The following is a 26,286-nucleotide window of genomic DNA, read 5'->3' on the forward strand; positions in this document are numbered from 1 at the left end:
TACACACTTTATATTGTGTATCTTTCCAGATGGCTATTACTCTTCAGAATCGGTGCAGACTGCCTTTCCCATCGCAAGTTCCGATACGATTTTTGCGTACCTGCTTTGCTCACTTCCTTCAGAAGATGCCATTGCCTTAAGGTAAAATTCCATCGCATCATCACGGCTGTCCCAAGTCTCCTCATCGTTGTAGCAAATGACTTTGACGGTATCGAGTTTCTTGCAGGAGTCTTCTCCGTAAACAACCCCAAGGCAGCATCCGTTGTCCCAATGAACATGAATCGTTCCTGTGTCATCCACACTTGTAACCGTTCCCTTAAGTCCGGCTGTCATTTCAATTCTGTAGGGGTCTTCCATATGGATAAGTTCCACCCTTGACCCTTCTGGGTACTGCTCCTTAACTCGCTCCACTATTTTTCTGTCCGGGAAATACATTACTGCTCGCCTCCCTTCTCTTTGTTCTTGAATGCTGATGAGCCTTCAAGTTTGGAAAGAAGGATTTTTCTGTCTGCCTTGAACTCATCCCCGATAAATCCAAGTCTTAAAAGGAAACACCTGAATGCGTATTTCTCATTCTCGTTTTCCTTTGCCTTGGAAGAAATTCTCTTCTGGTTCTTACTCATCTCGCAAATGGCTGATATGAACTTGGTGTAGGCAAGTGCCTCTTCCGGCTTTGCTTCTTCAAACCAAGGGAAGGAAATGTTCTCCTCATCAATTGAAAATCCAAGGTCTGCAATTCCAAGTGCCTTCTTTATCAAATCTCCTTTGGCATCCAGTAGGTTTGCAAGGTTTCCAACCGCTACCTTTTCAAGTGGAATGGTAACCGTAAGTCCAATTGGCTCGTCTGCCCCCTTATTCGCCTCAGTTTCGGCTTCTTTTGCCCCCATTTGGTTATCCTCCCATTCTGCAGGTGAAACCCCTGTGGCCAAAACACAGGCATCAATTACCTTTGCGCTTTCATCAATCCCGGCATCCCCAAGGAATGATAAGGTTCCGTCCTTTTCAACTCTGTATGCTCCGATTTCATAAGCTGCGCTTGGCATTCCCATGTACTTTGCTTTGCAGCCAAGTTCCTTTTCAATTGCTTTGACCATTGCCTTTCGGCTGTCTCCTGTTACATTAAAATGTAGTACCATGCTATGTACCTCCTTGTTTTTTTGGTATGTACATATATCACTCTAACCCCCAGTAATAGCAACAATTATGTGCAATTACTGGGATAAAATAGTGACCTTAATTTTGGCTCTCAAGTTGTGCATAATACATAATGCCTGAAAGCACAAAATAAACATTCGGAAGTGCCACACCATTGCCCCACATCTTATATTCTGCTGAATCAGCCTGTGGGTCTTTGAGCCATTTGATGATTTGTGAATCTGTCTTTGGCTTGGTTGCTTTTCCGATTGCATTAGCATGGACTTCAAAAACCTCTCTCCACTTTGCGATGTCCTCTTTGGTAGGTTCTTCTATCCCAAGTTCATCACACCACCAATCCGGGAATCCCTGCAGTCTTGCACATTCAGTCGGTGTAAGCCTGCGCACGATATAATCCGTTTCAGTTTCATCATTTACAATCGGAGGGTCTTTATAGTCAGTAGCCACAAGTGTATTTGCACACTCCTCATTTGCCTCCGTAAAGAAAGATGCTTTTGAGGATGAGAACTTTGGATGCGCCACCCCACTTGCTCCCGCTGCCACAATAGTCGGTTCGACTTCCTCTTCTATCTGAAAGCTGAACTTTGCATTGTATCCCTGGTTCATAGCAGGTCTTCCAATTCCAAATGCAGGCTCTCCCACAAAGTTCTCTTCCGGGTTCTTCATCATCTGACTGGATGGACCCTTGGGACCGTCATTGGCAGAAAGAGTGGCATGAACATCTGCAAATGCAACTGCGTGCTGCTCGGTTGCATTTAATGTGTACATGACATCCGATTCCTTATATCCATCTCCCTTATGAGAAGGTCTGCTGCCATTGCCTTCAATAGCAACAACGGCCACACCACCTTGATTGCAAGTTGGATTTCCACCATTGGCATCAAGAGTTCGTGATGTGTCTGCCTCATAAAATCCACTGTTCGGATTATCCGACTTCATGGAATTACTGTTCTTTGCACAGATGCCAAATGCCCTCGGTTGGAATAAGGTCTGGTCATTATTTGTACTAAGTGTTGCCGACAGGTCATCCTGTATTAAGGCACCCTTGCCACCACCTTCGCATCCGCATCTGATTTTTAGTGTCTTTGGAGTCTGAACCACAAACGGCTGATTATTGCCACCCGTTCCAAAAGTAGAAAGAATGGTCTGCGATACCTCAAGGGGTCCTGTGTATCTGCTGTCCTGTGAGTGGTTCTCAAACATTAAACCGCCATTGCTTGTTTCTCCAAGGCTTTCTTTAGTACGGCAGGTAGTTCTTTGCCACGACTTGAAGCCCTGCGCAGAATACCCTGACAAGCCTTCGGACTCAAATAATATTTTTCCGGCACTCCCTCCATCAAAATCTGCGACAAGGTAGATACGTTGTCTTCTCTGGGGAACGCCCCAATACTGAGCATCGAGGAGTCTCCATGCGATACAGAAGCCATCTCCCATGATGCGTCCTGCGTTTTCCCATTTTGAAGGTTTAGATACAGACACTTGCTCGTCTTTGATTTTGCAGATTTCAGTAAGGACTGCCTTGAAGTCCTCACCCTTGTTTGAGGAGAATGCTCCTGGGACATTTTCCCAGACAATGTATCTTGGATATTTTCCATCTGTTGCCTCCCTCATTTCCTTAATGATTCTGATTGCTTCATAAAAAAGACTTGAACGTGAACCATCCAAGCCATCTCTTTTCCCCGCCACGCTCATGTCCTGACAGGGACTTCCAAAAGTGATGATATCCACAGGCTCAACTTCTGAACCTTTAAGTTTGGATATATCACCGTAGTGTTTCATATTAGGAAATCGAACCGTTGTGACCCTTACAGGAAATGGCTCAATCTCCGATGCCCATATAGGTGTGATACCAGCTAATGTTCCACCCAATGGAAAACCCCCGGAACCATCAAAGAGGCTACCGAGGGTTAATGTCTTTTTATTCTGTTGTTCCATCTCCAAAGTCAACCTCCTTTACAAGATCTGCATACATGAGCTTCTCTCCATTTCGGATGACATACACATTGGCTGCATCATCCGTATCCTCAACATATCTGCGAAGAATGACTGATGCATACTTTTCATCAAGTTCCATTGTATGGCAGATTCTGTTTGTCTGCTCACAAGTCATAAGCGTTGAACCACTGCCACCAAAGGTATCAATTACAATCGCATTCTCCTGACTTGAATTGCCGATAGGATATGCAAGCAAATCAAGTGGCTTACTTGTCGGATGGTTCTTGTTCTTCTTTGGCTTATCAAAATTCCAAATGGTGGTCTGACTTCTTCCGGCATTCTTGCTCCAGTAGTGTTTTCCATTCTGAAGGAAACCATAAAGAACTGGTTCGTGCTGCCACTGATAATCACTGCGACCAAGCACCAATGAATTCTTTACCCAGATACAGCATCCTGCCAAATGAAATCCTGCATCAACAAATGCCTTTCTGAAATTCAGTCCTTCTGTATCTGCATGGAATACATAAGCTGCACCACCCTTTTCAAGATGTGCGGCCATATTCTTGAATGCCGATAAAAGGAACTCATAGAACTTTTCATTTTCCATCTTATCGTTTTTGATTGATAGTCCGTCAGAACTTTCAAAGGCTACATTATAAGGTGGGTCTGTAATAATGAGGTTGGCTTTCTTTCCATCCATAAGGGTCGCTACATCTTCTTCCGAAGTTGCATCACCGCACATAAGTCTGTGTCTACCAACCACCCATACATCTCCCTTTTCTACAAAGGCTGCCTTCTCAAGCGCATCTGACAAATCAAAGTCATCATCCTGGGTGTCGGAAGTATCTGCACCTGCAAACAAATCCGAAATCTCATCTTCATTAAAACCTGTGAGCGAAACATCAAAGTCCATTCCTTCCAATGCTTCAATCTCAAGTCTCAAAAGTTCCTCATCCCATCCAGCATCCTGGGCATATCTGTTATCAGCAAGGATATATGCTTTCTTCTGTGCCTCGGTAAGATAATCAACAAGTACACAAGGTACTTCCGTGATTCCTTCTTCCTTTGCCGCCATCAGTCTTCCGTGTCCGGCTATTACATTTTTATCCTGATCAATGATGACAGGATTTACAAAACCGAACTCACGAAGAGACGAGCGCAGCTTATTGACCTGCTCCTGGGAATGAGTTCTTGCATTATTTACATATGGTATAAGCTCACTCACTTTTACCATCTGCATTTGTGTAGTTGTTTTACTCACTGCGTTACTCCTTCCATAAATTATTGTTTGTTCCTTGTCCTTAAGAGAATCTCCATCGGATCAGCATCAGCCAAATTGAAATCTGTCGAGCAGTTCTCCTTTACCACTTGGAAAATCTGATACCATATGGCATTGGTCTGCTTCATATACTGATTGGACATTGCTACATAAGGAGAGGCACAAGCAGCTCCTGTTGTAGGATGCTTTGCAAGGAAACCATAATCTGTGATTGCCTTTTCACACTGCTGCCATCTCGCTAAACACATAGCGAACTGTTCGAGCAGGTGATTGCTCACAAGTTTCTCGCATCCTCTTTCCTTAAGCCAGAGCCATGTTTCCTTAAACACTTCATCTGCAATAAGGACATCACCGTTTTTCTGAACGGCTGATAGGTAGTCTTTTGGATTTGGAACATCTGCTCCATCAAGATTTGCTCCCGTTGGCATTTCCATAACCTTCAGTTTTCTTCCGCCGGGATTTCCTGCTACTACCTTTTCAGTAAGAGCCTTGGATTTGCGTCCACTTCCCGGTCTCTGACCACCTCTTGCTGTACCATCTTTGGCCATTTTTTCTCACCTCGATTCTTCGGGTCCTTAATACCCCGTTTGATTTCGCAATTTTTCCACACGAAGGGGCGGCACCGTTGCCCTGAAAAATCATTCACAGAGATTTGACCGCCCCCTACCCTTTAGGAAATGACTGTCTTTACTGTCACAAAAATAAAATTTATAAATAAGTTTCATCTTCGACTGTTATGACTGTCATTCGTATGAATCACTTCTTCGTCCGTGCCATCTGTCTCCACGCTCGGCATGTATCTTTGCATGACATGACTTGCACAAGGAAATCAGATTGCTCCTGTCATGTGTGCCACCTTCTGCAAGAGGAATCTTGTGATGTACTTCTTCTACTTCAACAAGGACTCCCTTTTCGTAACAAACCTCACAGAAAGGATGAGTCTTAACATAACTGTCACGGATGCGTTTCCACGCACGACCATATCGTCTCCTAGTGTTAGGGTCTCGCTGGTACTTCTCGTAACGTCTGTTCTCTTCCTTCTGATGTTCCTCACAGAACCTACTCTCGGTCAGCTTGGGACATCCGGGATGGTGGCATGGGTGTTTCGCTTTTCTTGGCATTCTTCCTGCACCTCCACTGTCTTAATTTGTAACGAAGGATGTAAAAGCACTGTTCCAAATAACCAACTTTCCTATATCCCACTATTTCCACCTCCGTCTTTGCGGCATAATAAAAGCCCTCACAGTGGGGTTGCCACCATGAAGGCTTATGCCGATTTCTCGTTTTCGCTTTTCGCTTTTCGCTGATTATACAATATCACAAAGGACACCATTGCATTTAATTGCAAACCATAGCAATTTTCAAATTTATACAATTTTTTGGAAGAACCATTCTTCCGATTGCTTTGTTATGCCATCTCTGAACTGTGGTCGCATCCACATTTAACATATCAGCTATCCTTGGCCACGAGTAATTATGGATGTAACGGTATTTAAGAACCATCTGATATTCGTTCTTATCCACTTGGCTGATGACCTCTCGTATCTGCTGCTTTACCTCCAACAGCAAAGACATCTCGGTCATTATCTTTTCTTCCAGTTCCATCAACTTCTCAAGGGTGCGAACATATGGGGCATCGGTGTTTCTGCTTGCATTGAAATGCTCCTCAAAGCCGGGACTTGAAATTGTCTCTGCCATAAGCCTTAACTCTTCGCATTCCAATGTGTCAGATTTAATTCTCTGATCTAATAAATAGGCTTGGTTTAAAAATTCCTTAACTGTCATGACTATCATCCTCCTCATCCAGTTTTGTGATAAGGAACTCTGGGTCAATATCAGTTAATGTAGAAAACCAACGGGAACGGAAGAAATTTAGACACTCGGATTTGGTAATCTCCGCATCCTTATTCCTTCTTCCCTTCTTCAATTTTTTATTTGCATCTCTATAATCCTTAACGGCCTGCAAAATGATTTCATTCGCAAGTCTCTCGTAAGGATCTAAGTTTGAATTACTGCTCATACCAGGTTCCTCCGATTTAATAAAGTAATTTCCCACGGATTGACTCTGATTGACTCGGTGCTGTTCGCACTCATTTACAGTTCTGCTCTGACTGCATCGATTAAGGCAGACTGTGTATTGTCCTTTTGCCTTAAAGCCTTCATGACTCTTTCATCAATGCTGTCTTTTGCAATAATGTGCTGTACCACAACGGTTTTGGAACTCTGACCCTGTCTCCATAATCTCGCATTGGTCTGTTGGTAAAGTTCCAAAGACCAGGTAAGTCCAAACCACACAAGTGTTGAACCACCACTCTGAAGATTTAAGCCATGTCCTGCTGATGCCGGATGGATTAGCCCAACGGCATACTCACCTTTATTCCATTTCTCAATACTCTCGGCACTACCGATTTTGGAATATGGAACTTTTAACTTTTCAAGCAGCTTTACGATTCTTTCCAAATCGTGCTTATACCAGTAAGCCACTAATATTGGATTTCCGTTTGCAGACTCAATAATGTCCTCTAAAGCATCCAATTTTCTGTCATGGATATGCATGGTATTTTCATCATCTGTATAAACGGCTCCATTTGCCATCTGTGACAGCTTATTTGAAAGTGCTGCCGCATTAGCTGCAGTTACCTCTCCTTCTGGCATCTGAATAATAAGGTCATTTTTCAGTTCATCGTATTTCTTCCTTTCCTTCTCATCGAGATACACGGGATACTCGTTTATGATGAGTTCCGGCATGGCAAGATGGTCGATGGCTTTCATGGAAATCGTAATATCTGAAATCCTTCTGTAGATTTCTTCCTCTGCACCAGGAAGTGCTTTATAGGAATACACGATATTTCCATTAAATCTGTCTGGTCTGAAAAATGCCGTTCTGTATCTTCCAATAAACTGAAATAATCTCTCACCCATATCAAGACATCTGAATTCATAGTGAAGATCCATGAGACCGTTTGATGATGGTGTTCCTGTAAGTCCGATTACTCTCTTAAGCCTTGGACGAAGTTTAAGAAATGCCTTTGTTCTTTGTGATGCTGCCTTGAATGAAGAAAGCTCATCAAGGACTGCCATATCAAAATCAAGATATTTCTTATCCTGCTGTAAAAGCCAAGGAAGATTCTCTCTGTTTATAATGTAGATATCAGCATCTGCACTTAAAGCTGCCATTCTTTCTTTTGGAGTTCCAAGAACTACCGAATATTTCAGATTCTGCAAATGATCCCATTTCTTTATCTCATTCGGCCATGTACTTCTTGCCACACGAAGGGGTGCGACCACTAGCACTTTCCTTATAAGGAACTCGTCATTTATTAACTTGTCGATTGCAGTCAGTGTAATGACTGTTTTGCCAAGACCCATATCAAGGATTGCAGCTGCGATGGGATGTTCCAAAATATAGTCAATGGCATATTGCTGATAATCATGCGGATTGAATTGCATCAAGGATACCTCCTATCTGGTCTGCTTCATCAAGGACATATACCTTTAATCCAAGCGCCGATATTTGCTTATGTCTGTGGAGTTGTAATTTTCTTGGTTTCTTCCCCGGAGCCTTTACTTCCACAAAGCCGACCTTCCCATCAGGCATTAAAATAATGCGGTCAGGCCACCCTGCTGTGCCGGAGTTCCACTTTTCACAAAGACCTCCACGCTTCTTTGTCTCTGTCACTAATTTTCTTTCGATGTAACTTTCACGCATCGCAAACCTCCATCAAATCTTTAAAACGTGACACCCATTTCAGTCATTTCCTAAAACCCCCTTATATAAAATTTTTTATATTTTTTTCTTATATAGGACTTTTTAGATATGACTGTAATGAGTGGCACAAAACACTAATTTCAAAATAGAAAAGTTTAGGAATTGACCTTCGTGAGCGTCACTTCCTCGCATTTTCCATAAAAGTTTCTTGTATTAACTGACACCGACTGTCACGAATCCAAAAAGTCCTGTCCTTCCTTAAGCTTTAGACCCACAATCATTCTGCCCGTGTTTCTTCTCTGCTTTCTGAACCCTGCTTTTTCCAAAGCACCATAAAAATCAGAGGTACTGCGGACATATTCGCCCGTCTGCATACACGCAAAACGATACTGCTGATAAAGGTCTCCTGACTTTTCCTCAAAGGCAGGGTCCACATCGCAGTGATCCTCAATGAACTGCCCAAGCCAGTCATTGGCCTCACGATAGCGGTCTATTGCAGCCTGTACCACCTTTGGCAAATCTGTATGGAAGTTCGCATCGATAGATTTCTTTGCACCTTCAATAATCCATTTCATGATGGCAGGACCTGCCTGGTCATACAGATAGTCTGCATAGTTCTTGATGTCGGACTTCCCGGTAATCTTTGCATTAAATGGAATGACGATAAGTCTTCTCCAAATACCATCATCATTGGCACCCACCCTTGGAAGATGGTTTGTATAAAGCACGAGTGTATGCGAAGGCACGAAATGGAATGGATCCTTATACTTCTTCTCTGCCTGTATCTCATCAGTGGAGCAAAGCTGCTTTACGGTAGCAGTGTTTAATCTCACACCTTCTTCCATCTCGGATGCAATGATGAGACGCTTGCCTTTAAGCTCTGCCATTTCAGGCTTTACATTTCTCTTGCATCCCATCGTAAGAGCCTCTGCCGATATCTTTCCTGCATAGCTTCCAAGCACACGGAAGATGGTATTCCAAAAGGTAGACTTACCATTGGCACCACCGCCATAGGCAATAATCATGTGTTCCTGGTACACCTTACCGATTGCAGCCATACCGACTGTCATCTGCACATACTCGATAAGTTCTTTATCTGAACAAAAGAAGGTATCAAGTGCATCACTCCAAATCTGCTCTCCCTTATCTCCCGGCGAGCAATTCGTAATCTTCGTGATGAGGTCTTCTGGATTATGTGGCAACTCTCCTGCCATTCCTTTTTCAAGGTCAAATGTGGCATATGGTGTATTAAGAAGATTAGGGTCTTTATCCAACTCCGACACATCAATGGCGAGCATTGGCTTTGCTGCATTCTGAAAATTAACGATGTTCTTGTAATTGCGATAACGCAGTACGAACTTCAAATAAGTCTGTGCGCCCATAAGAGCAAACAACAGCCCCATCGAATTATCTGGCACAGCCTTTTCAAGCTGCTTACCACCCGACTTAACATTCTCTTCAGATACACCTGCACCGAGGAGTGCTTGTTCTGCAATCTCCACCTGTTCTCTCGCATCAGCAAGCTGAAGGTCAAGAAAATCCTCTACCGCACCAAGTGCCATCTGTCTGTCCTCTCTCCAGCACTCACCATCAAAACGAAGGTAATCGGTAGCTGTTGTGTATTTAAGTTCAGAACCATATTCCTTTGCGAGAACCTTTGCTTCTCCGATGTCCGAATAATCCTCTGGCTTTAATCCGGCATCAAACTCTGCGTTGAATTCTTCTGGTGGAACATATCCCTCCTGACTCTGTATCTTCTTTGCAAATCCAACCGCACTATTCCATATGGTCTTAAGCTCTCTGTCATCAAGAGGCGGGTCACACTTTGCTGCTCTTTCAAGAAAGAGGTCATGTGCCTTGTCTGTGATTCCGAATTTCTTTAAGACCTTACCTGCGAACAAACTCAAAGTGTTATTTCTGCTGCCTTCGTGAATGACACCGCCACCAGTCTGGTACTCTTCCTTTTCCACTGCCTCTTCGATGTAATCATCCTCATCGAGAGTTTCATCAATCTGAAGAAAGCCTTCATTCCAAATGATGTCATCAGCATCACAGGACGAACCGAAAAAGAATCTCGCAGCATCCATAGCGTTATCATCAAGAAATGGAAACTTCTTCTGAATTGCTCTTTTTACTGCTGCATACATGGTCGAATCCTTGTATGGCTGACAAGGAAAATAAATATGCTGTCTTGGTTTTGCAGGCTTGCTTCCTTTAGGGAGCATATTGTGACGGCTTGGAACAATGACATGATCTACATCTGCAAGCATCTCCGATAACTTTTCCGCTGTTATAAATTCAGCCGGATTGTCGGTGTGGTCATTGTCGTTATCCATGAAGAAGCCGTTCGCCTCCATGAAATTTTCATTACTTCTGTAATTGTTTTTGTACTTTGCACAAACATGGTCCTTCTCGATAGCCTCAGCCATTTTCTCTTTGCTATCCACTACCACTTCATGCGGATATACACAGTTACTGGGAATGCCAGTACAATCTGCCGTATATAAAATAAGTTCCATTGTTTAGTCCTCCTCGTCTTTGCTAACTTCCTGGCATTCTTCCGTAAAATAACGAATCTTCATTTTCTTCTGCTTGGCCTTATCAATCTCTGCTGCCATTCCACTAGAGATGTTCTTTCCGAATACCCATAGCTGTTCACATCTGCCGAGGAACACCATATCCATAAAAAGCGCCAAGTCTCTTTCTGTCTTTTCAGACATAAACTGTGGCAACAATAAATGTGGTGCTAATGGAACTGCACCCTGGTCTACAGCAAAACGGCTATAGTCTCTCGCCCTTTGTGTATTCCCTTCGATGTCTCCTGAAAATGGAGAACAGATATAAACAAGCGGTCTCCACTTGTGAAGTTCCTTCTCTATTTCATTTACAGCCATCTGTGGTACTGGATCGTAGTAGCCTTCCGAGTTGTATTTACTTATTCCCATAGGACTTCTCTCCTTTCCTCAATTAGTAAGAACCGATGGTCTTCCGACAGCTATGTATTGGAATGACCCAAAACTGCTAATTTCAGGAGAGAAAATAAAAATATTTTTTGAGCCGACAGAATTCTTTCCTTATAAAAAGAAAAAATCAGTCTCGCCCCGGCAGATAAGTCCGTGGAGCAAGGCTGATATTTTTTTCTGTGAAATTAGCAGTTTTCCCCTTTTTCAATACATAACCCCTGAAAGCTGATAGTGAAATTGCTACTGAAAAAAATTTTTTCAAAAAGTTTTCTCGAAATTAGCAGTTTTATCAATTTTCAATACATAGCTGTCAGAAAGGGCAAGACCCATTCGGAAAGGAAGGTGCTGCAGATGCAGAAAGAAATGAATGTATCTGATGAGTCTCTCGACCAGGAACTACCAGACGAGGAACTCATCGACACGCTGATAGCCATAAGCGTGGTTTCAAAAAGACTGGCTCACAAGTTAAGAGTAATAAAGGAAAAAGGAGAACAAGAAGATGGATCACATGAATGAGTTTTATGAACTTCTCGATGGCATCGTTGATTGCGCCGAGAAAATTGCAAAGCTTGGCAGACTCGTCAGAGAGTTCGTGCCACAGTTTGTTGAAGTAATCCCTCAGAAGCCTGTTGCTATTGAAGCAAAGGAAACCAAGAAGACAAAGGCTATCGAGGATAACACAAAGAAGGCTGCTCCGGCAAAGAAGGAAGAAGAACCTTCCTACACATTTGAAGATGTAAGGAAAGCATTCTCCGCCAAGTCACACGCCGGATTTACCACAGAGGTAAAAGCACTTATTTCAAAATATGGTGCGGCACGACTTTCTGATATTAAGGAATCTGACTACGCAGCTCTCATGGCTGACTTGGAGGTGATTGGATGAGTTCACACGCATTTCTCTCACCGTCAGCAAGCCATCGTTGGCTGAACTGTCCACCGAGTGCAAAACTGTGTGCTGCTCTTCCAGATCAGACAAGTCCTTATGCAGCACAGGGTACAGATGCTCACGAACTGTGTGCCTACCTTGTAGAGAAAGCATTAGGCAGAGATGTTAAAGACCCAACAGAATCGCTTTCCTACTACGATCCAGAAATGCAGACCTGTGCTGAAGGATATGCAGAATTTGTAATGCAGGAATATGAACTTGCAAAGCAGACCTGCCCGGACACAGATGTTCTTATTGAACAGAAGGTGGACTTTTCAAAATGGGTCGAAGGTGGAACCGGTACAGCCGACTGTATTCTTCTTTCAGATGGCACGGCAGAAATCATTGATTACAAGCACGGTCTTGGAGTCATGGTAAGTGCTGAATCTGAAGAGTTCGGTGGAAACCCACAGCTTATGTGCTATGCCCTCGGTCTGATTGATATGTTTGATGGCATCTACAATATCGATACCATTCGCATGGCTATCTATCAGCCAAGAAGAGACAACGTCAGTATCTGCCAGATGAGTAAGGATGACCTTATGAAATGGGCAGAAGAAACTCTCGCTCCTACCGCTATTCTCGCTACCAAAGGAGAAGGCGAGTTTAAGGCAGGTGACCACTGCCAGTTCTGTAAGGTAAAGGCAACCTGCAGAAAGAGAGCCGAGTACAACTTGGAAATGGCCAAGTACGATTTTGAAGTTCCTGCTACCCTTGAAGATCATGAAATCGAGGCAATTTTAATGAAGGTCGACCAGCTGACTTCATGGGCAGAGGATGTAAAGGAGTACGCACTTAACCAGGCATTACAGGGGAAAGAGTATGAGCATTTCAAGGTTGTGGAAGGTCGCAGCAACAGAAAATACACAGACGAGAATGCTGTCGCATTTGCAGTCAAGGATGCAGGATTTGATCCTTACGAGAAGAAACTTCTCGGCATCACAGCAATGACATCACTTCTTGGAAAGAAGAAGTTTGATGAACTGCTTGGTGGCTTAACTATGAAACCACCCGGCAAACCAACTTTAGTTTCAAAGTCAGACAAGCGTCCGGCTATGAAAAATACAGCACAAGAGGATTTTAATGTTAAAGAGTAAAGGAGAAAATATCATGGGAAATTTTAAGAATCCAACAAAAGTAATCACAGGTCCAAACACAACATTCAGCTACTTAAACTGCTTCGAGCCAAAGGCTATTCAGGGAGGCACACCTAAGTATTCTGTATCACTTATCATTCCAAAGTCTGACACAAAGACTATCGAGAAGATTAAGGCTGCTATTCAGGCTGCATATGAGGAAGGTCAGTCTAAGCTTAAGGGCAACGGCAAGTCCGTACCTGCTCTCTCTGTTCTTAAGACACCACTTCGTGACGGTGACGAGGAGCGTCCTGATGATGAGGCATACAGAGACAGCTACTTCATCAATGCCAACTCTGGTACAGCACCTGGTATCGTTGATGCAGACTGCAACCCTATTCTCGACAGAAATGAGATGTATTCGGGTGTCAAGGGCAGAGCTTCAATCAACATCTATGCTTACAATGTAAACGGCAATCGTGGTATTGCGTGTGGTCTCAACAACCTTCAGAAGATTTCTGATGGCACACCTCTTGGTGGCAAGTCTCGTGCAGCTGATGACTTTGCTACAGAGGACGATGAGGACTTCTTAAACTAAGCCTCTTTTTCTGGGATTAATACCCCTGAAACTTTCATAAGTGGGTGGTGGTAAATATTCTGCCACCACCCAAAATTTATTTATTGGAGGAATTTTCAAATGAGTAGAATTTATAGTTCAGAGCAGGTATCTCGTGGTCATGTAGATAAGATTTGCGACCAGATTGCAGATGCCATTGTTACAGATTGTTTGGCACACGATAAGGACAGCCGTGTTGCCATAGAAGTATTAATCAAGAATGATACTGTTGTTATTGCAGGAGAAATCACAACCAAACACACTCCTGACTATGCAGCTCTTGTTATGGGAGTTATGGCTAAAATCGGAATCGATAAACTTGGCTACTCTTCCATTGATGTCAGAGGACTTATCACAAAGCAGTCTCCTGATATTGCAATGGGTGTAGATAAAGGCGGTGCAGGTGATCAGGGCATCATGTATGGCTATGCTACCAATGAAACAGCAGAGCTTCTCCCTATGCCTTTTGCTGTAGCGACAACATTCATTCAGAAACTTGAGGAACTGGACTGTCCAATGTTTATGCCGGATGCAAAAGCGCAAGTATCCTACGATTATGATACTGGGAAAATCACTACTTTCCTCTGCTCCGTTCAGCATGATGCTGATGCAGATATCAAGAGTGTCCGTAAAGTAATCAGAAGTCTCATGGTGCTTGTTGCATCAGAATATGGATTAAACACAGACTTCGAAATGCTCGTAAACCCAACAGGCAGATTTGTTATCGGTGGCTCAAAAGCTGACTGCGGTGTTACTGGAAGAAAACTCGCCTGCGATACCTATGGCGGAATTGCAAGAATCGGTGGAGGTGCTTTATCTGGTAAGGATCCATCAAAGGTAGACCGTTCTGCAGCTTACATGGCTCGTAAGATTGCTGTTGATTTAGTTCGTGCCGGATACTGCGATAAGTGTGAAATTCAGATTGCATATGCTATCGGAAAGGCAAAGCCTGTATCTGTTGTGGCAGAAACTTTCGGAACTGCGTATGTATGTCCTGAATGTATCGACAGATATATCAAGGCAAATTATGACCTTACACCAAAGGGAATCATCAAAGCTCTTCATCTTCTTGATGTGGATTACAACCTCGTATCTTCTGGTGGCCACTTCGGTAAGGATATGCTTCCTTGGGAAATGGACGATGAGATGATTGATGATGTGTATGGCAATCACGAATTTGATCCTTTGGATTTTTCAGATGACGAAACACCTAAGAACAGAAAGAGAGATGTATTTTAATATGGAATCCTTATCAATCGACTTGGAAACATATTCTGATATTGACCTTAAGAAATGCGGCGTTTACAAATATGCTGAATCACCAAACTTTGAGATACTCCTCTTCGCTTATTCAGTGGACAATGGTCCTGTGCAGGTTATTGACCTTGCACAGGGCGAGGATATCCCTACAGAAATTCTTGCAGCTTTGACGGATGAGACCATAACCAAATGGGCATACAACGCTTCCTTTGAACGCATCTGCTTGTCTGTATGGCTTAGAAGAAATCATCCTGAATATTTTCAAAGCTACAGTATTTTAGAAGATACTGTCGGTGATTACCTTGACCCTAGTGCTTGGAAATGTTCACGCATCTGGGGAGCATACATGGGACTTCCATTATCACTTGAGGGTATCGGTGCCGTGCTTAAGTTGTCGGATCAGAAAATGAAAGAAGGCAAAGACTTAATTAAATATTTCTGCGTTCCTTGTAAGGCAACAAAAGTAAATGGTGGCCGAACAAGAAACCTTCCATCAGATGCCCCGGACAAATGGGATGTATTTAAGTCCTATAATAAAAGGGATGTTGAAGTTGAACTCGCAATAAAAGAAAAGCTGTCAAAGTTTCCTGTTCCAGAATTTATCTGGGATGAATATCATCTCGACCAGGAAATCAATGACAGAGGCATTGGTGTTGATATGCAGCTTGTGGAAAATGCGATTGATATTGATTCCAAAACAAAGGACTACCTTATGAGCCGTCTTGTAACACTGACTGGTCTTGAAAATCCAAACAGTGTACAGCAAATGAAAACATGGCTCTCTGATTATGGAATCGAAACTGAAAGTCTTGATAAAAAGGCTGTAAAGGAACTGCTATCCGATGCTGATAAGAAAGTATCTGAAGTGCTTGAGTGCCGTCAGCAGCTTGCCAAATCATCTGTTAAAAAATACACTGCCATGCAGAATATGGCTTGTGATGATAATCGTGCAAGAGGGTGCTTTATGTTTTACGGTGCCAATCGTTCAGGCAGATGGGCAGGCAGAGGCATACAGCTGCAGAACCTTCCACAGAACCATATGTCAGATCTTGAAGAAGCAAGAAATCTTGTAAGAGATGGAAACTTTGAGGCGTTGGAATTATTATATGACAATGTTCCGGGAGTTCTCTCTGAACTCATAAGAACTGCATTTGTTCCAAAGCCGGGATACAAATACATTGTAGCCGACTTCTCTGCTATCGAAGCAAGGGTGCTTTCGTTCCTCGCAGGTGAACAATGGCGTATCGATGTATTCAAGGAAGGCAAAGATATCTACTGCGCTAGTGCCAGTCAGATGTTCAAAGTTCCCGTTGAAAAACACGGTGTTAACAGCCACCTTCGTCAAAAAGGTAAAATTGCAGAATTAGCACTTGGCTATGGTGGTTCAGTCGGCGCACTCACATCAATGGGTGCAATCGAAATGGGACTTGCTGAAGAAGAACTTCAACCACTTGTAAATGCATGGAGGGACTCCAACCAGAACATCACAAATCTGTGGTGGTCAGTTGATAGTGCAGTCAAGCAGGCTGTCATATATAAATCTGCTGCCGAGACCCACGGACTCAAGTTCTATTACAAAAGTGGTATGCTCTTCATCGACTTACCATCCGGCAGAAAGCTCTGCTATGTAAAACCTCGAATGGGTGTGAATCAGTTCGGTTCTGATTCTGTTACCTACGAAGGTATCAACAATAATAAATGGACTCGCATAGAAAGTTACGGTCCAAAATTTGTCGAGAACATCGTACAGGCTATCAGCCGTGACATTCTAACCTATGCTATGAGAACACTATCCCACTGCTTTATCTGTGGTCATGTTCATGATGAACTGATTATCGAATGTAGTAAGGATGTTTCGCTTGAAGCAATATGTGAACAGATGGGAAGAACACCACCTTGGATCAAAGGACTTCTTCTTCGAGCAGATGGTTACGAATGTGATTTTTATAAGAAAGATTAAAATATGGCACCATAGGGATGCGCTCTTCCCTACTGTGCCATATTCATTATCTGTACATCTTTACAATCTTATCAAGTAACTGTAATGCCTCTTCACGATATACATCATTGTACTGATTCTTGTAACAAGTAAGACTTCCAACATTGAAATTTGCAAGTCCGTCACTCAAGATGCGTTCTGCCTCTTGGCGGACTCTATTAGCTGGATTCATGCTAAGTCTCATTTTGCTGTAGAACTCCTCACCCTTAATACCTGTGTGAAGAAGTAATACTGCATATCCGATTTTAGGTGATTTATCAATTAAAGATACCACCAACTCCACAAAAGTGTTCAAAGCCTCATCAAGCTCTGCTCTTTCCATGTATTCATCTTCAACTGAACGGCTTGTCCCCATTGCCATACCATACTCATCTTCCATAGCATTCATTGACACGGAGTTTGGTACATCATAATGTCCAAGTTCCTCATTCTGAACTAAAGTAAGAGCCGATGTTCCTCTCTTTGCCCATTCTTCTGGTACAGCCTTGTAAATTACCTTAAAGTTTCTACCACCTACTGTTAATGTCTTGATGCATTCTCTGTTAGTGCAGTTCTCATCATCAAGCTCTGTGTACTCGAAAGGAATCATAACCTCTCCAGGCTTGATGTCCTCTCCATTAAAATTCTTCTTAAAATCAATTTTTTCTCTCATAGTCGTTTCTCCATTTCTGACCGTGCAGGTCGAAATGCAGAAAGACTGTGAGTTCCCTAGCCGAAAGATGAGCGCACTTGACTAGGGATACCTCTATCACCCAATGCACTCGACCTCACGGCCTCCTGTGTTATTAATTGGTAATAGATGTATCCAGCCTTCGGACGTCACTCCAGCTATATACATATTTTTTATTTGAGCCTTGAAGACTCATATGGAGACACAATCACTTATGCCACCATATCGGTGTTCAAGGTACTATAACGATTTTGCTATCTACTTACTTATTCTCCATTTTTTCTTCCGTTTTCTTAAAAATGTCAGATTAAGTCGAAAACAAAAAAATACCTCACAGAATCACACGAACATTAGAAATAAGAAATCTTATCTGATTTCCTATTTTCTGTAGTCCATGCGCTTCTGTGAGGCATCCTCTACGAGTATGATATTAAGTTTAAGCAGCCGGCCTTCCGTAGACAATTAGGCTGTTCTTCTGTTTGCATTTATTTCTTGTAACAAGGTTAGGATCTTTCTTAACAGATTCCGCATCCACCTCACACAAACAGCATCCCGTTTTCTTGTGATAAGGACAATTCTTTTCCTGACAATAAATTCTTGTAAATTCCATTTGCATTCCTCCAATACATTTATTTTAACAAAAAAAGCCGAGGCATGATGGATCTGTAAAATCCATCAACACCTCGGCTTGCCACGTTCACGAGCAGCACCGTCAAGTACAATCGAGCCTAGGATTGACTGATATGCACGCTCTCGGCATACCAAGTATTATTACCTACTTAACTCTGGAACATTATCCAATTTTTCAACTGGACCTTTATATAAATCCTGCAATAATAAGTCACAGGTCTTAAACACCACTTCATTTCCTTTTTTATATAGGAGCCCTCTCACTCCATCTTTCTCTCCACGGTAACCAACTTTATGGTCTCCGATATATACAGCTGTCGGTTCTCTCTTCATTCAAATCCTCCCTATTCATCTTTATTGTCTTTTTTCTTTTCGGAACTAATGTATTCCTCGACCAGTTCATCAAGCATTTCATCATACTCTTCCTCGCTAATTGGATTATCATCATCATCGAAATACTGACCATCAAAGAATACCTGTCCTCGGTATCCATTAGTCCGCTTCAATGGAAATTCTGCTATTACCTTTCCTTCTTCCAAGTCTAAAAGAACTATTGATGCTTCCATTGGAACTTTCAAATCTTTATACTTTTCAATCAAATAATCGTATTCTTCTTGTGAAGTATATACGAATGAGATTTTAGCTGGAAGTTCCATCAGCTCTTCTTCAAATTCATAATCTTCTTTAGTTATCTGACTATACATTAGCGCATACATAGATATTCTCTCTATAAATCTCATTCCGATTCTAGGCAACATCATTCTATAATCACGTTCTCTTTCGATTCCGTGCTTTATAGCATTTATCTGCATTGAAGAATATCTCATAATCATATAATTAAATCCCCATAAATGGTTTTCTGGACGATTATAATCTTCAACAGCATCGCATTCTATAACTAAATCCATGCGAAGGGATAACATATCTTTATAACGAAATCTACCTTCTTCCATAAATCGCCATGCACTCTTTCCTTTATTAGAAACGGCACGTACAATAATGCTTCCAAGTATATGACTCATTTCTCTCCAGTCATAATATGGAACTGATGTATCTTCTACTTCCTTATAGCCATTCGCAGCATATAAGTCTTCTTTTGTAATTCCCATCTCTGGTGTAATCATCTCGCCTAATCTAATAAGAGTATCTTCTGCGACAGATCCTGTAACCTTAGCATTCAAGATTCTTGATGTAGTAGAAGGATTTACTTTTAATCTTGTAGCCATTTCTGACGCTGTCATATACCCTTTGATGATCTGAGATATTCTTGCAAGTTCTTGTGGATTAACTTCTCCAACTTTAATAAGTTTTGTTCTCATATTGCATTCACCTTCCTTCAATTTTGTATTATATTGCATAGCAATTGTTTTGTCAATCCCTTATGCAATTTCTATGCAACATTTATAAAACATCATGCAAAACGCAAACAAAACGACCTGACAACAAAAGATACTCCTAAAAGTACCAATTGCTGCCAGGTCGGTAAAAAGGGAAAGTCATGCCGACCATGACTAACATATTTTATTACTGTTTAACACATATCAGGTAGCGAAGCTGATGGTTGTATTATATCGAACATTTGTTCTGTTGTCAATCATTTTTTGATTCAGCTGCCTCGATTTCCTTCAACGTAACACCTGCTGCATTTTTCCATGTCATAGGACCACTTACACTATATCCTGTAACAAAATCTGCTGCTGCCGATGAACTTGAAAATAAAATATCCTCAGTAGTAGTCCAATCTTTTACTTTATCAGACTCTACAATTTTCTTTCTTAATGCAATTGCACCTTTGCCAAGTGACTTCTCTGATATTTTTTCATTAATCACAGCACCAGCTAATAATACAAAACCTTCTGTTGTAACAAAGCCTTCTGCCCGTGTCCCTCCTGCACTCATATAAAGTTTTTCATTATCAATGCTTGTTGCCATATCATTTACAACCATAGGTTCAAGCACTTTGTATCCCAATGCATTAATAAGTATCTTGATATTATCAATAAATTCATTCATAGCCGCCGTCTGAGATTCCTTCAGAACAGTCTTGCCATATGTGTTTTTTGTAAGTACTGCATATCTCTTTGCAGCTCTAGCATCTGCCACAAGGCGATCCTCTAAATATCTGATGTGGGCCTTATTCAAATCACGCCCTATGAAAATTACAGCTGTTGTCCAGTAATACTTTTCCTTTTCGGCCGAATAGTCTCTTATATGTTGAACCAATCTTTCTTTAACATTCTCTGACTCTCCAATGTAAACTGAATCTGTATTATCCTCTTCTTTGCAGAACAAGAAATATATTCCTGGCTCTTTTATATCATCTCTTTTACAATCAGCCACCTCAATGCGAGGAATCTTTATAGCCTTACCATTCCAGTTAGATAATTCTGCAATAATTAAACTGTCAGCTGTACCATTTGCTAAAAATAACTCTATCGATTTTCCGTATCCCATAACAACCTCCAGTTTATTCGTCCTTGGTAAACTTCGCAACTCCACCCACTCCGTAGAACTTATCAAAGTATGCCTTTAATCTATCAATTACCGTTTTCTTCTTATTGGCTCTGTTACCACCACCGAAACGGCTAACAGGAGGCATAATCTTATCAATATCTGTACCTACTGTTTTTACTTCGCCTTCACGGAATGCATTCTCAAGGAACTTACGAGTTTCTTCTTCTTTCAGTCTTTCTTCCTCGATAATGATTACCAATTCCTGCTCACGCATCTCTACAACATAATCGTGCCATTCAATCATGACATCATCTACATCATTAATGCCGTTGATGAAAGCATCGATAAGGTCTTTTTTGCTACGCAGTTCTGGACTTGCTTCGATAGCCTTTTTAATTGTAATAAGAATTTCCTTGTCTTCACAATGAGCATCATGGTACTTCTTCACAAGCATTAGAATATAATCAATATTGATTTCTATCTGCTTGATTAACTCTACCTCAAATACAATATCATCAACAATATCTGTACTTTCACCATTCTCTCTCTTGCGTTTCCATTCATCTCTTAAATCCTGGTAACGTCCAAGATAATCCTGTAAGTCACGCTCTGATAATAATTCCTTTTCTTTAAATTCATCAAAAGCAATGAGAAGGTTACGCATACGAAGAATGGATCCAAATAAAGCAATGAAATCTTTCTGATTCTGCTCACCTATAATCTGTGGCTCTGAAAGAGGGAACTTTCCTGTTAAGTCCTCAATCATATCAACATATCCCGGCATCTGCTTTCCATCTACAGATTCATAGCCATAATAGTAATCCTTGAAACTCTGCATCAAGACGATGCCACCTGCGTTCTTATCTCCAAATAAGGAAATGGCAGAATCAACTCGCTTCTGAAGATTACGGAAGCATACCACATTACCAAATGTCTTTATACTATTTAAGATACGATTAGTTCTTGAGAATGCCTGAATAAGTCCATGCATCTTCAAGTTCTTATCTACCCATAATGTATTAAGTGTTGTTGCATCGAAACCTGTAAGGAACATATTTACAACGATGAGCATATCCAATTCCTTATTCTTCATACGAAGAGATACATCCTTATAATAATTCTGGAACTTGTCCGATGATGTATCGTAATTGGTGTGGAACATCAAGTTATAATCCTGAATTGCTCCATCAAGGAAATCTCTCGCAGTCTGGTCAAGTGCTGATGTATCTTCTGGGTTCTCCTCATCAAGGATACCATCCTGTTCCTCTTCAGTCGGTCATTTTTTGCGGACAGTTCATACATGCTATCCTTTTCTGTTCTCTGCTCCTGCGTTTGCTCTCGTTTGATTTCTCCCTCCGTATCTTCTTGGCACAAGCAGGACAATACCTTGATGCACCAGAGCCCGGGACATATTCAACGCCGCACACCGTACAATTTTTAGCGGGCATTGCTGCCCACCGTTTTGTAGGTATGATATGTAATTCATCGACAAAGCCGATGAATTTATAGTAAATCTTGATTTCCTGCTTCACTGTTCCGTCTGCCATCTTCTCACGCTCCGAAACAAGTATCTTGTCTATGAGTGCGTTTATAACTGTTGCATCCAGTTCTTTTAAGCCTTGATAATTTCGGATAAGGGCGAGGAAGTCACGGATTCCCCGTGATTTCTCGTAGCTTTCATTAAGAGTTTCCGTCACCTCTTTCAGCCTTGCTTCAATTTCAAGCTGCTCTTTCTGGTATTTCCCCGACATCATCTCAAAATTCCGCTCGGTAATACGCTCCATGACCTTATCCTCGTAGAGAGAGGAAAACAGCCTGTCCAGTTCCGCAAGGCGTTTGTTCAGCTTCTTACGTTCTTTCTCTAATGCTTTCGCCCTGCTCTGGTCTGTTTCCGTGAGCCGCTTTTCTATGGCCCTGACCGCCTTTTCATCATTCACTGCCATATCCGCAAAACAGTTGATGTCGGCAAGAACGGCATTGAATAAATCCCTTGCTTCTATATTGTGGGCACTACACTCGCTTCTTCCGTTTCTTGCATAATTATTACATGAATACTGTACACAGTCGATAATCTCTGGGCGTTTCCTCCTGTGTACGTTCATTGCCCGCAGAGCACATCCGCAGTCCACACACTTGATAACGCCTGCAAAAATATTTACAAATCCTCCCTTGTTCTGTGGAAGCCTACGACTTGTAATAAGCTGTTGGACAATATCAAATTCCTCCTGCGTGACTATTCCCTCATGGGTATTGGGTATCACTTCCCATTCTTCGGGCAGCTTAGAGGGGCGTTTCTTGCTTTTCATATTGGCGGCAATCCGTTTGTAGCCTACAAGATTTCCCGCATATATCGGGCTTCTTAAAATGCTCCTCACGCTGTTCCCACTCCAAATATAGCGTTTGTCCTCGTTCCCCTCAAAATGACGTTCAAAGCCTGTTTCGCCACGCTCCGCCGCATAAGCGGCAGGGCGTAGGATATGCTGTTTATTAAGATGTCTGCAAATTTTGGCAACTCCATTCCCTTTTAATGCAAGGTCGAATATCTCTTTTACAACATGTGCCACTTTATCATCTATCAGCAGATGGTTGTGGTCGGCAGGGTCTTTGATATAGCCATAAGGGGCGGTAGTTCCCATGAATTTCCCCTGTTGAAACCTCGCCCGATATGCCGATTTTATCTTAACAGATATGTCAGCGGCATACATTTCGTTTAAAATGTTGCGGAAAGGCGTGATGTCCATAGCAGATTTATTCAAGGTATCTACGCCGTCATTGACCGCTATATACCTCACGTTATGCTCTGGGAAGAAAACTTCCAGATATAACCCACAATCAAGATAGTTTCTCCCCAGACGGGATAAATCTTTCGTAATCACGCAGTTTATCAGACCGCTTTCAATGTCTTTTATCATATTCTGGAAACTTGGTCTTTGGAAATTTGTACCAGAATAACCATCGTCCACATACGTTTTTGCTATGTGCCATCCCTGCTTTTTCACATAATCCGTGAGGATGGATTTCTGTGTCGCAATGCTCGCACTCTCGTTATCCGTACCATCGTCTTTAGATAAGCGGCAATAAATGCCGACTAAATAGATTTTCTTTTCTTCTTTGATTCCTGCCATACTGTAAAACCTCCGTATCTGTCCTATCTGTTTTCATGTCCCATTGCGTACATTCTAAGCGGACAGCCCCTCATTGTCGAAGGTGTCGCCCTCGGCAATCTTCTTCCGAATATCCTCGGAGATAATCGGGACAAACGCTTCTGTAACGGTCTGTGTGCCGACATATTCACGGCTGATTATCATCTGCACTGGTGCTTTTGGCACGATACGCTTTCTCTTTTTATCTGCTTTCTTATCCTCGCCCATACTTAAATCTTCCTTTCCAGACAGGGCAGGGAAGAGTTTGGAAATGTCCCCGCCCTGCCAATCAGATACCATTAATCCTCGCTGTTTAATTCTTTCTGTAATGCTTTAAGGAGTGCCGCCGCTTCATCAGCGTTCAGCGTGATTCCCTTGCCGCACTTTTCACGGTTCGGGGAAAAGCTGCGGATGTCATACTTCGGCTCTTTCCCATTCCATGAAATGAGATTGATTTCCTTTGTGTAGCCACTGTCGCCCGTAGACAATACTGCGATTTCCTTTACGATTTCATACTGGATTTCTCTCATTCTCCATACCTCAACTCTCTGTATTTACTTCCCGAAAAAAGAAGATTAGCGGCTGTCACGGTTGCGTTTCCTCTGCAACTCACGCTCCAAAAGTTTGATGATGGTTTCCTCCATCTGCTTCGGCGTTGTGTTCTTCGGAAAGTATTTTTTCAGCTTGCTTGTGTTGATTTTCAAGGTTTCTTTCTGGTTGCCCTTTTCCTCCGTCATAATCGCAAATATCGTATCCATGTCAAGCCGCCCGCTCTGGCTTAACTGTTTCATCCGCTGTGCCTGTGAGAGTGAGGGCGTTGCTTCTTCGCTCTCCATCGTGGCAAAGAGGTTTTCCTGCTCGTCTTTCTTCAAGAAGGACAGTTCCACCGCAGGCGTGAGGGCGATTTTCCCCTCGTCCACCATCTGCAAAATCGGCGGTATCAGTTCCGTCAGGCGGATAAAACGCTGCACGGTCATCCTGCCCACGCCGAAGCCCTGTGCCACCTTGTCGTCCGTCCGCAACTTCGTCACAACTTGTGACGAGGTTAAGTCTGTGCGGAAACCCTGCCGCTTCATGGCTTCGGATTTCATCTTGTAAGCAAACGCCCGCTCCGATGGCAGGATATTCTCACGCTGCAAATTGCTGTCTACAAGGGTGATGATGGCTCGGTCACGGTCTAAGGGCAGGACAAACGCAGGCACGGTATTTATCCCTGCAAGTTCAGAAGCACGGACACGCCGCTGTCCTGCAATCACTTCATAACCGTCCCCGTCCTCTTTCGGGCGTGTGATTATCGGCGTGACAATGCCAAATTCCTTGATGCTTTCCGCTAACTCTGACAGTGTTTCATCTTCTGCCACATGAAACGGATTGTCGGGGAACGGGTACAAGTCTTTGGTCTTTAACACCTTAAAATCCTGTTTCTTCATTCACATATCTACCTTTCTTTCGCTCTGCTTCTATGATTTTTCTGCAATTCTTCCAACACTTCGGGCGGTATTTTTGACAGCAGCCGCCCCATCTGCTCGTTGGTTCTCTGCAATTCAAATATCTTCTGATTCGCTTTCTGCACCTTTAGTTCCTGCTCGTACTTTTCATCACGCATACGCCCCGCATAGTCTGATTCCTGCCCAATTCTCTCTTTCAAACTGTCGATATACGCCTGCTGTTTCCCGATTTCCTTAGAGAATTTCTCCACGTCTGGCAGCCATGCAGAGAGTAAATCTAACGCTTTATCCCTTTTCTTCCCTGCGTTAAAGGCGTTGATGTCGGATAGGGCAGACACGATTTCTTCATACTGTTTATCAAGCCTGCCGCCTAATTTATAGAGCCATGTGGGGACGTGTTTCCGCTTGGTTTCCATTGAGGACTGCCCCCGTTCAAGCTGATTCCACCGTGAGGACATCCGCTCATGGTAGGCGGTCTGCCACTCGGATAATGATTTCTGGTTGCCTAAGATAGCTTTCGCTGACAGCTTATTGTCTGGCGTAATCGGCACAAAGCAGAGGTGCATATGGGGCGTTCTCTCGTCCATATGGACGACAGCGGAGAGGATATTCTGCTTTCCAACACGCTCCGAAATGAAGTCAAGAGCCGTCTGGAAATACGCTTTTTGTTCTTCGGGCGGTAACTGGTTCATAAATTCTGGTGAAGCTGTGATGAGCGTTTCCACCATCATCACGCTGTCTTTCCTTGTCCTGCACCCCGCTTCGGCTACCATGCGGTTAATCTCTTTCTTGTAGGTGTACTTTGGTGGTGCTATGAGATGGTAATTGTTTTTAGAGCGTTCCATATCTATATCTGGGTTGCTTTTGTAGGCTTCTTTCTTCCGCTCGTTGTGGCGTTCACAAGCCGCAACGCCGCCCGCTTTTCGTTTCTGGAAACGCAGGATTGCATAAGGCATAGGCGGATTCCTCCTTTCTTTCGGCGGGTGACCGTCCTTTGGGGTGACAGCGGTGACGGTGGTGACAG

The 26,286-nt window shown here is 42.6% G+C and carries 28 protein-coding genes and 1 pseudogene; 6 read left to right on the forward strand and 23 right to left on the reverse strand.

Features of this window, described 5'->3' with window-relative positions:
* Nucleotides 1-36: 36 nt before the first annotated feature.
* From ASU35_RS20865 to ASU35_RS01790, 12 genes are all read right to left on the reverse strand, one after another.
* Nucleotides 37-435 carry a DUF4314 domain-containing protein gene (locus tag ASU35_RS20865; RefSeq protein ID WP_058351397.1) on the reverse strand — a complete coding sequence of 133 codons (399 nt, stop codon included), beginning with the start codon at nt 433-435 and terminating at the stop codon, nt 37-39.
* Nucleotides 435-1,136 (reverse strand): hypothetical protein, encoded by a 702-nt coding sequence (locus ASU35_RS01740; RefSeq protein WP_058351398.1) that lies wholly within the window; start codon nt 1,134-1,136, stop codon nt 435-437. Before ASU35_RS01740 ends, ASU35_RS20865 begins: the two co-directional genes overlap by 1 nt.
* Nucleotides 1,137-1,233: 97 nt before the next feature.
* Nucleotides 1,234-3,090, reverse strand: coding sequence for a DNA cytosine methyltransferase (locus ASU35_RS01745; protein ID WP_058351412.1), 1,857 nt, complete (start codon nt 3,088-3,090; stop codon nt 1,234-1,236).
* Nucleotides 3,074-4,351 carry a site-specific DNA-methyltransferase gene (locus tag ASU35_RS01750; RefSeq protein ID WP_054740746.1) on the reverse strand — a complete coding sequence of 426 codons (1,278 nt, stop codon included), beginning with the start codon at nt 4,349-4,351 and terminating at the stop codon, nt 3,074-3,076. The genes ASU35_RS01745 and ASU35_RS01750 overlap by 17 nt, the downstream gene beginning before the upstream one ends.
* Before the next feature lie 20 nt (nt 4,352-4,371).
* The gene (locus tag ASU35_RS01755) at nt 4,372-4,917 is read right to left on the reverse strand and encodes a P27 family phage terminase small subunit (RefSeq protein WP_054740744.1); all 546 of its coding nucleotides are present in this window, start codon (nt 4,915-4,917) and stop codon (nt 4,372-4,374) included.
* A gap of 195 nt (nt 4,918-5,112) precedes the next feature.
* Complete coding sequence (locus tag ASU35_RS01760) at nt 5,113-5,490, reverse strand: HNH endonuclease signature motif containing protein (RefSeq protein WP_054740740.1); 378 nt, start codon at nt 5,488-5,490, stop codon at nt 5,113-5,115.
* Between the two features lie 217 nt (nt 5,491-5,707).
* Complete coding sequence (locus tag ASU35_RS01765; protein WP_054740738.1) at nt 5,708-6,154, reverse strand: DUF1492 domain-containing protein; 447 nt, start codon at nt 6,152-6,154, stop codon at nt 5,708-5,710.
* The gene (locus ASU35_RS01770) at nt 6,144-6,389 is read right to left on the reverse strand and encodes a hypothetical protein (RefSeq protein ID WP_054740736.1); all 246 of its coding nucleotides are present in this window, start codon (nt 6,387-6,389) and stop codon (nt 6,144-6,146) included. Before ASU35_RS01770 ends, ASU35_RS01765 begins: the two co-directional genes overlap by 11 nt.
* Nucleotides 6,390-6,463: 74 nt before the next feature.
* The gene (locus tag ASU35_RS01775) at nt 6,464-7,819 is read right to left on the reverse strand and encodes a DEAD/DEAH box helicase (RefSeq protein WP_058351399.1); all 1,356 of its coding nucleotides are present in this window, start codon (nt 7,817-7,819) and stop codon (nt 6,464-6,466) included.
* Nucleotides 7,800-8,078, reverse strand: a complete 279-nt coding sequence (locus ASU35_RS01780) for a VRR-NUC domain-containing protein (RefSeq protein ID WP_058351400.1) — start codon at nt 8,076-8,078, stop codon at nt 7,800-7,802. The genes ASU35_RS01775 and ASU35_RS01780 overlap by 20 nt, the downstream gene beginning before the upstream one ends.
* A 230-nt stretch (nt 8,079-8,308) precedes the next feature.
* Nucleotides 8,309-10,597 carry a phage/plasmid primase, P4 family gene (locus ASU35_RS01785; RefSeq protein ID WP_058351401.1) on the reverse strand — a complete coding sequence of 763 codons (2,289 nt, stop codon included), beginning with the start codon at nt 10,595-10,597 and terminating at the stop codon, nt 8,309-8,311.
* 3 nt (nt 10,598-10,600) lie between these two features.
* Nucleotides 10,601-11,023 (reverse strand): DUF7768 domain-containing protein, encoded by a 423-nt coding sequence (locus ASU35_RS01790; protein ID WP_054740730.1) that lies wholly within the window; start codon nt 11,021-11,023, stop codon nt 10,601-10,603.
* A gap of 369 nt (nt 11,024-11,392) precedes the next feature.
* Between ASU35_RS01790 and ASU35_RS19030 the strand changes: the two genes are divergently transcribed.
* The 6 genes from ASU35_RS19030 (at nt 11,393) to ASU35_RS01820 (ending at nt 16,878) form a co-directional block, all read left to right on the forward strand.
* Nucleotides 11,393-11,557, forward strand: a complete 165-nt coding sequence (locus tag ASU35_RS19030) for a hypothetical protein (protein ID WP_156059324.1) — start codon at nt 11,393-11,395, stop codon at nt 11,555-11,557.
* Complete coding sequence (locus ASU35_RS20020; protein ID WP_242861179.1) at nt 11,541-11,924, forward strand: hypothetical protein; 384 nt, start codon at nt 11,541-11,543, stop codon at nt 11,922-11,924. The genes ASU35_RS19030 and ASU35_RS20020 overlap by 17 nt, the downstream gene beginning before the upstream one ends.
* Nucleotides 11,921-13,063 (forward strand): DUF2800 domain-containing protein, encoded by a 1,143-nt coding sequence (locus tag ASU35_RS01805; RefSeq protein WP_058351403.1) that lies wholly within the window; start codon nt 11,921-11,923, stop codon nt 13,061-13,063. The genes ASU35_RS20020 and ASU35_RS01805 overlap by 4 nt, the downstream gene beginning before the upstream one ends.
* 13 nt (nt 13,064-13,076) lie before the next feature.
* A complete protein-coding gene (locus tag ASU35_RS01810; protein ID WP_054740824.1) occupies nt 13,077-13,640 on the forward strand; it encodes a DUF2815 family protein in 564 nt (187 codons plus the stop codon).
* 99 nt (nt 13,641-13,739) lie between these two features.
* A complete protein-coding gene (metK, locus tag ASU35_RS01815) occupies nt 13,740-14,897 on the forward strand; it encodes a methionine adenosyltransferase (RefSeq protein ID WP_083504096.1) in 1,158 nt (385 codons plus the stop codon).
* 1 nt (nt 14,898) lies between these two features.
* Nucleotides 14,899-16,878 (forward strand): DNA polymerase, encoded by a 1,980-nt coding sequence (locus tag ASU35_RS01820; protein WP_058351414.1) that lies wholly within the window; start codon nt 14,899-14,901, stop codon nt 16,876-16,878.
* A gap of 46 nt (nt 16,879-16,924) precedes the next feature.
* On the opposite strand, the gene ASU35_RS01825 is transcribed toward ASU35_RS01820, so the two are convergent.
* The 11 genes and pseudogenes from ASU35_RS01825 to mobV all read right to left on the reverse strand — a co-directional run bounded on the left by ASU35_RS01825 (nt 16,925) and on the right by mobV (nt 26,218).
* Entirely contained in the window at nt 16,925-17,569 is a 645-nt protein-coding gene (locus ASU35_RS01825) for a hypothetical protein (RefSeq protein ID WP_058351404.1), read from the reverse strand.
* Nucleotides 17,570-18,023: 454 nt separating this feature from the next.
* A complete protein-coding gene (locus ASU35_RS19035; protein WP_156059327.1) occupies nt 18,024-18,197 on the reverse strand; it encodes a hypothetical protein in 174 nt (57 codons plus the stop codon).
* Between the two features lie 161 nt (nt 18,198-18,358).
* A complete protein-coding gene (locus ASU35_RS01830) occupies nt 18,359-18,550 on the reverse strand; it encodes a hypothetical protein (protein ID WP_058351405.1) in 192 nt (63 codons plus the stop codon).
* Nucleotides 18,551-18,561: 11 nt separating this feature from the next.
* A complete protein-coding gene (locus ASU35_RS01835) occupies nt 18,562-19,536 on the reverse strand; it encodes a hypothetical protein (protein ID WP_058351406.1) in 975 nt (324 codons plus the stop codon).
* Between the two features lie 271 nt (nt 19,537-19,807).
* A complete protein-coding gene (locus ASU35_RS01840) occupies nt 19,808-20,671 on the reverse strand; it encodes a GIY-YIG nuclease family protein (protein ID WP_058351407.1) in 864 nt (287 codons plus the stop codon).
* Between the two features lie 13 nt (nt 20,672-20,684).
* Nucleotides 20,685-21,941: pseudogene (locus ASU35_RS01845) on the reverse strand (type I restriction endonuclease subunit R, EcoR124 family); the annotation flags it as partial.
* Nucleotides 21,940-23,796, reverse strand: coding sequence for a recombinase family protein (locus ASU35_RS01850; protein WP_001820670.1), 1,857 nt, complete (start codon nt 23,794-23,796; stop codon nt 21,940-21,942). The gene ASU35_RS01850 and the pseudogene ASU35_RS01845, both read right to left, overlap by 2 nt.
* A gap of 54 nt (nt 23,797-23,850) precedes the next feature.
* Complete coding sequence (locus tag ASU35_RS01855; protein WP_001820669.1) at nt 23,851-24,042, reverse strand: hypothetical protein; 192 nt, start codon at nt 24,040-24,042, stop codon at nt 23,851-23,853.
* 71 nt (nt 24,043-24,113) lie between these two features.
* The gene (locus ASU35_RS01860) at nt 24,114-24,344 is read right to left on the reverse strand and encodes a YdbC family protein (RefSeq protein ID WP_001206986.1); all 231 of its coding nucleotides are present in this window, start codon (nt 24,342-24,344) and stop codon (nt 24,114-24,116) included.
* A gap of 45 nt (nt 24,345-24,389) precedes the next feature.
* The gene (locus tag ASU35_RS01865) at nt 24,390-25,244 is read right to left on the reverse strand and encodes a ParB/RepB/Spo0J family partition protein (RefSeq protein WP_000743700.1); all 855 of its coding nucleotides are present in this window, start codon (nt 25,242-25,244) and stop codon (nt 24,390-24,392) included.
* Between the two features lie 8 nt (nt 25,245-25,252).
* Nucleotides 25,253-26,218, reverse strand: coding sequence for a MobV family relaxase (mobV, locus tag ASU35_RS01870; protein ID WP_001820668.1), 966 nt, complete (start codon nt 26,216-26,218; stop codon nt 25,253-25,255).
* Nucleotides 26,219-26,286 lie beyond the last annotated feature (68 nt).

The organism is Acetivibrio ethanolgignens, assembly GCF_001461035.1.
GTDB classification, from domain to species: Bacteria; Bacillota; Clostridia; order Lachnospirales; family Lachnospiraceae; genus Velocimicrobium; species Velocimicrobium ethanolgignens.

Excerpts from the sequence above, each read along its gene's own strand:
- ASU35_RS01825 (WP_058351404.1), bottom strand. The coding sequence starts at position 17,569 with ATGAGAGAAAAAATTGATTTTAAGAAGAATTTTAATGGAGAGGACATC.
- ASU35_RS20020 (WP_242861179.1), top strand. The coding sequence starts at position 11,541 with ATGGATCACATGAATGAGTTTTATGAACTTCTCGATGGCATCGTTGAT.
- ASU35_RS01855 (WP_001820669.1), bottom strand. The coding sequence starts at position 24,042 with ATGGGCGAGGATAAGAAAGCAGATAAAAAGAGAAAGCGTATCGTGCCA.
- ASU35_RS01790 (WP_054740730.1), bottom strand. The coding sequence starts at position 11,023 with ATGGGAATAAGTAAATACAACTCGGAAGGCTACTACGATCCAGTACCA.
- ASU35_RS01840 (WP_058351407.1), bottom strand. The coding sequence starts at position 20,671 with ATGGGATACGGAAAATCGATAGAGTTATTTTTAGCAAATGGTACAGCT.
- ASU35_RS01785 (WP_058351401.1), bottom strand. The coding sequence starts at position 10,597 with ATGGAACTTATTTTATATACGGCAGATTGTACTGGCATTCCCAGTAAC.
- ASU35_RS01865 (WP_000743700.1), bottom strand. The coding sequence starts at position 25,244 with ATGAAGAAACAGGATTTTAAGGTGTTAAAGACCAAAGACTTGTACCCG.
- ASU35_RS01820 (WP_058351414.1), top strand. The coding sequence starts at position 14,899 with ATGGAATCCTTATCAATCGACTTGGAAACATATTCTGATATTGACCTT.
- ASU35_RS01830 (WP_058351405.1), bottom strand. The coding sequence starts at position 18,550 with ATGAAGAGAGAACCGACAGCTGTATATATCGGAGACCATAAAGTTGGT.
- ASU35_RS01740 (WP_058351398.1), bottom strand. The coding sequence starts at position 1,136 with ATGGTACTACATTTTAATGTAACAGGAGACAGCCGAAAGGCAATGGTC.
- ASU35_RS01760 (WP_054740740.1), bottom strand. The coding sequence starts at position 5,490 with ATGCCAAGAAAAGCGAAACACCCATGCCACCATCCCGGATGTCCCAAG.
- ASU35_RS01835 (WP_058351406.1), bottom strand. The coding sequence starts at position 19,536 with ATGAGAACAAAACTTATTAAAGTTGGAGAAGTTAATCCACAAGAACTT.
- ASU35_RS20865 (WP_058351397.1), bottom strand. The coding sequence starts at position 435 with ATGTATTTCCCGGACAGAAAAATAGTGGAGCGAGTTAAGGAGCAGTAC.
- ASU35_RS01775 (WP_058351399.1), bottom strand. The coding sequence starts at position 7,819 with ATGCAATTCAATCCGCATGATTATCAGCAATATGCCATTGACTATATT.
- mobV (WP_001820668.1), bottom strand. The coding sequence starts at position 26,218 with ATGCCTTATGCAATCCTGCGTTTCCAGAAACGAAAAGCGGGCGGCGTT.
- ASU35_RS01745 (WP_058351412.1), bottom strand. The coding sequence starts at position 3,090 with ATGGAACAACAGAATAAAAAGACATTAACCCTCGGTAGCCTCTTTGAT.
- ASU35_RS01810 (WP_054740824.1), top strand. The coding sequence starts at position 13,077 with ATGGGAAATTTTAAGAATCCAACAAAAGTAATCACAGGTCCAAACACA.
- ASU35_RS01850 (WP_001820670.1), bottom strand. The coding sequence starts at position 23,796 with ATGGCAGGAATCAAAGAAGAAAAGAAAATCTATTTAGTCGGCATTTAT.
- ASU35_RS01780 (WP_058351400.1), bottom strand. The coding sequence starts at position 8,078 with ATGCGTGAAAGTTACATCGAAAGAAAATTAGTGACAGAGACAAAGAAG.
- ASU35_RS19035 (WP_156059327.1), bottom strand. The coding sequence starts at position 18,197 with ATGGAATTTACAAGAATTTATTGTCAGGAAAAGAATTGTCCTTATCAC.
- ASU35_RS01860 (WP_001206986.1), bottom strand. The coding sequence starts at position 24,344 with ATGAGAGAAATCCAGTATGAAATCGTAAAGGAAATCGCAGTATTGTCT.
- ASU35_RS19030 (WP_156059324.1), top strand. The coding sequence starts at position 11,393 with ATGCAGAAAGAAATGAATGTATCTGATGAGTCTCTCGACCAGGAACTA.
- ASU35_RS01755 (WP_054740744.1), bottom strand. The coding sequence starts at position 4,917 with ATGGCCAAAGATGGTACAGCAAGAGGTGGTCAGAGACCGGGAAGTGGA.
- ASU35_RS01770 (WP_054740736.1), bottom strand. The coding sequence starts at position 6,389 with ATGAGCAGTAATTCAAACTTAGATCCTTACGAGAGACTTGCGAATGAA.
- ASU35_RS01805 (WP_058351403.1), top strand. The coding sequence starts at position 11,921 with ATGAGTTCACACGCATTTCTCTCACCGTCAGCAAGCCATCGTTGGCTG.
- ASU35_RS01765 (WP_054740738.1), bottom strand. The coding sequence starts at position 6,154 with ATGACAGTTAAGGAATTTTTAAACCAAGCCTATTTATTAGATCAGAGA.
- metK (WP_083504096.1), top strand. The coding sequence starts at position 13,740 with ATGAGTAGAATTTATAGTTCAGAGCAGGTATCTCGTGGTCATGTAGAT.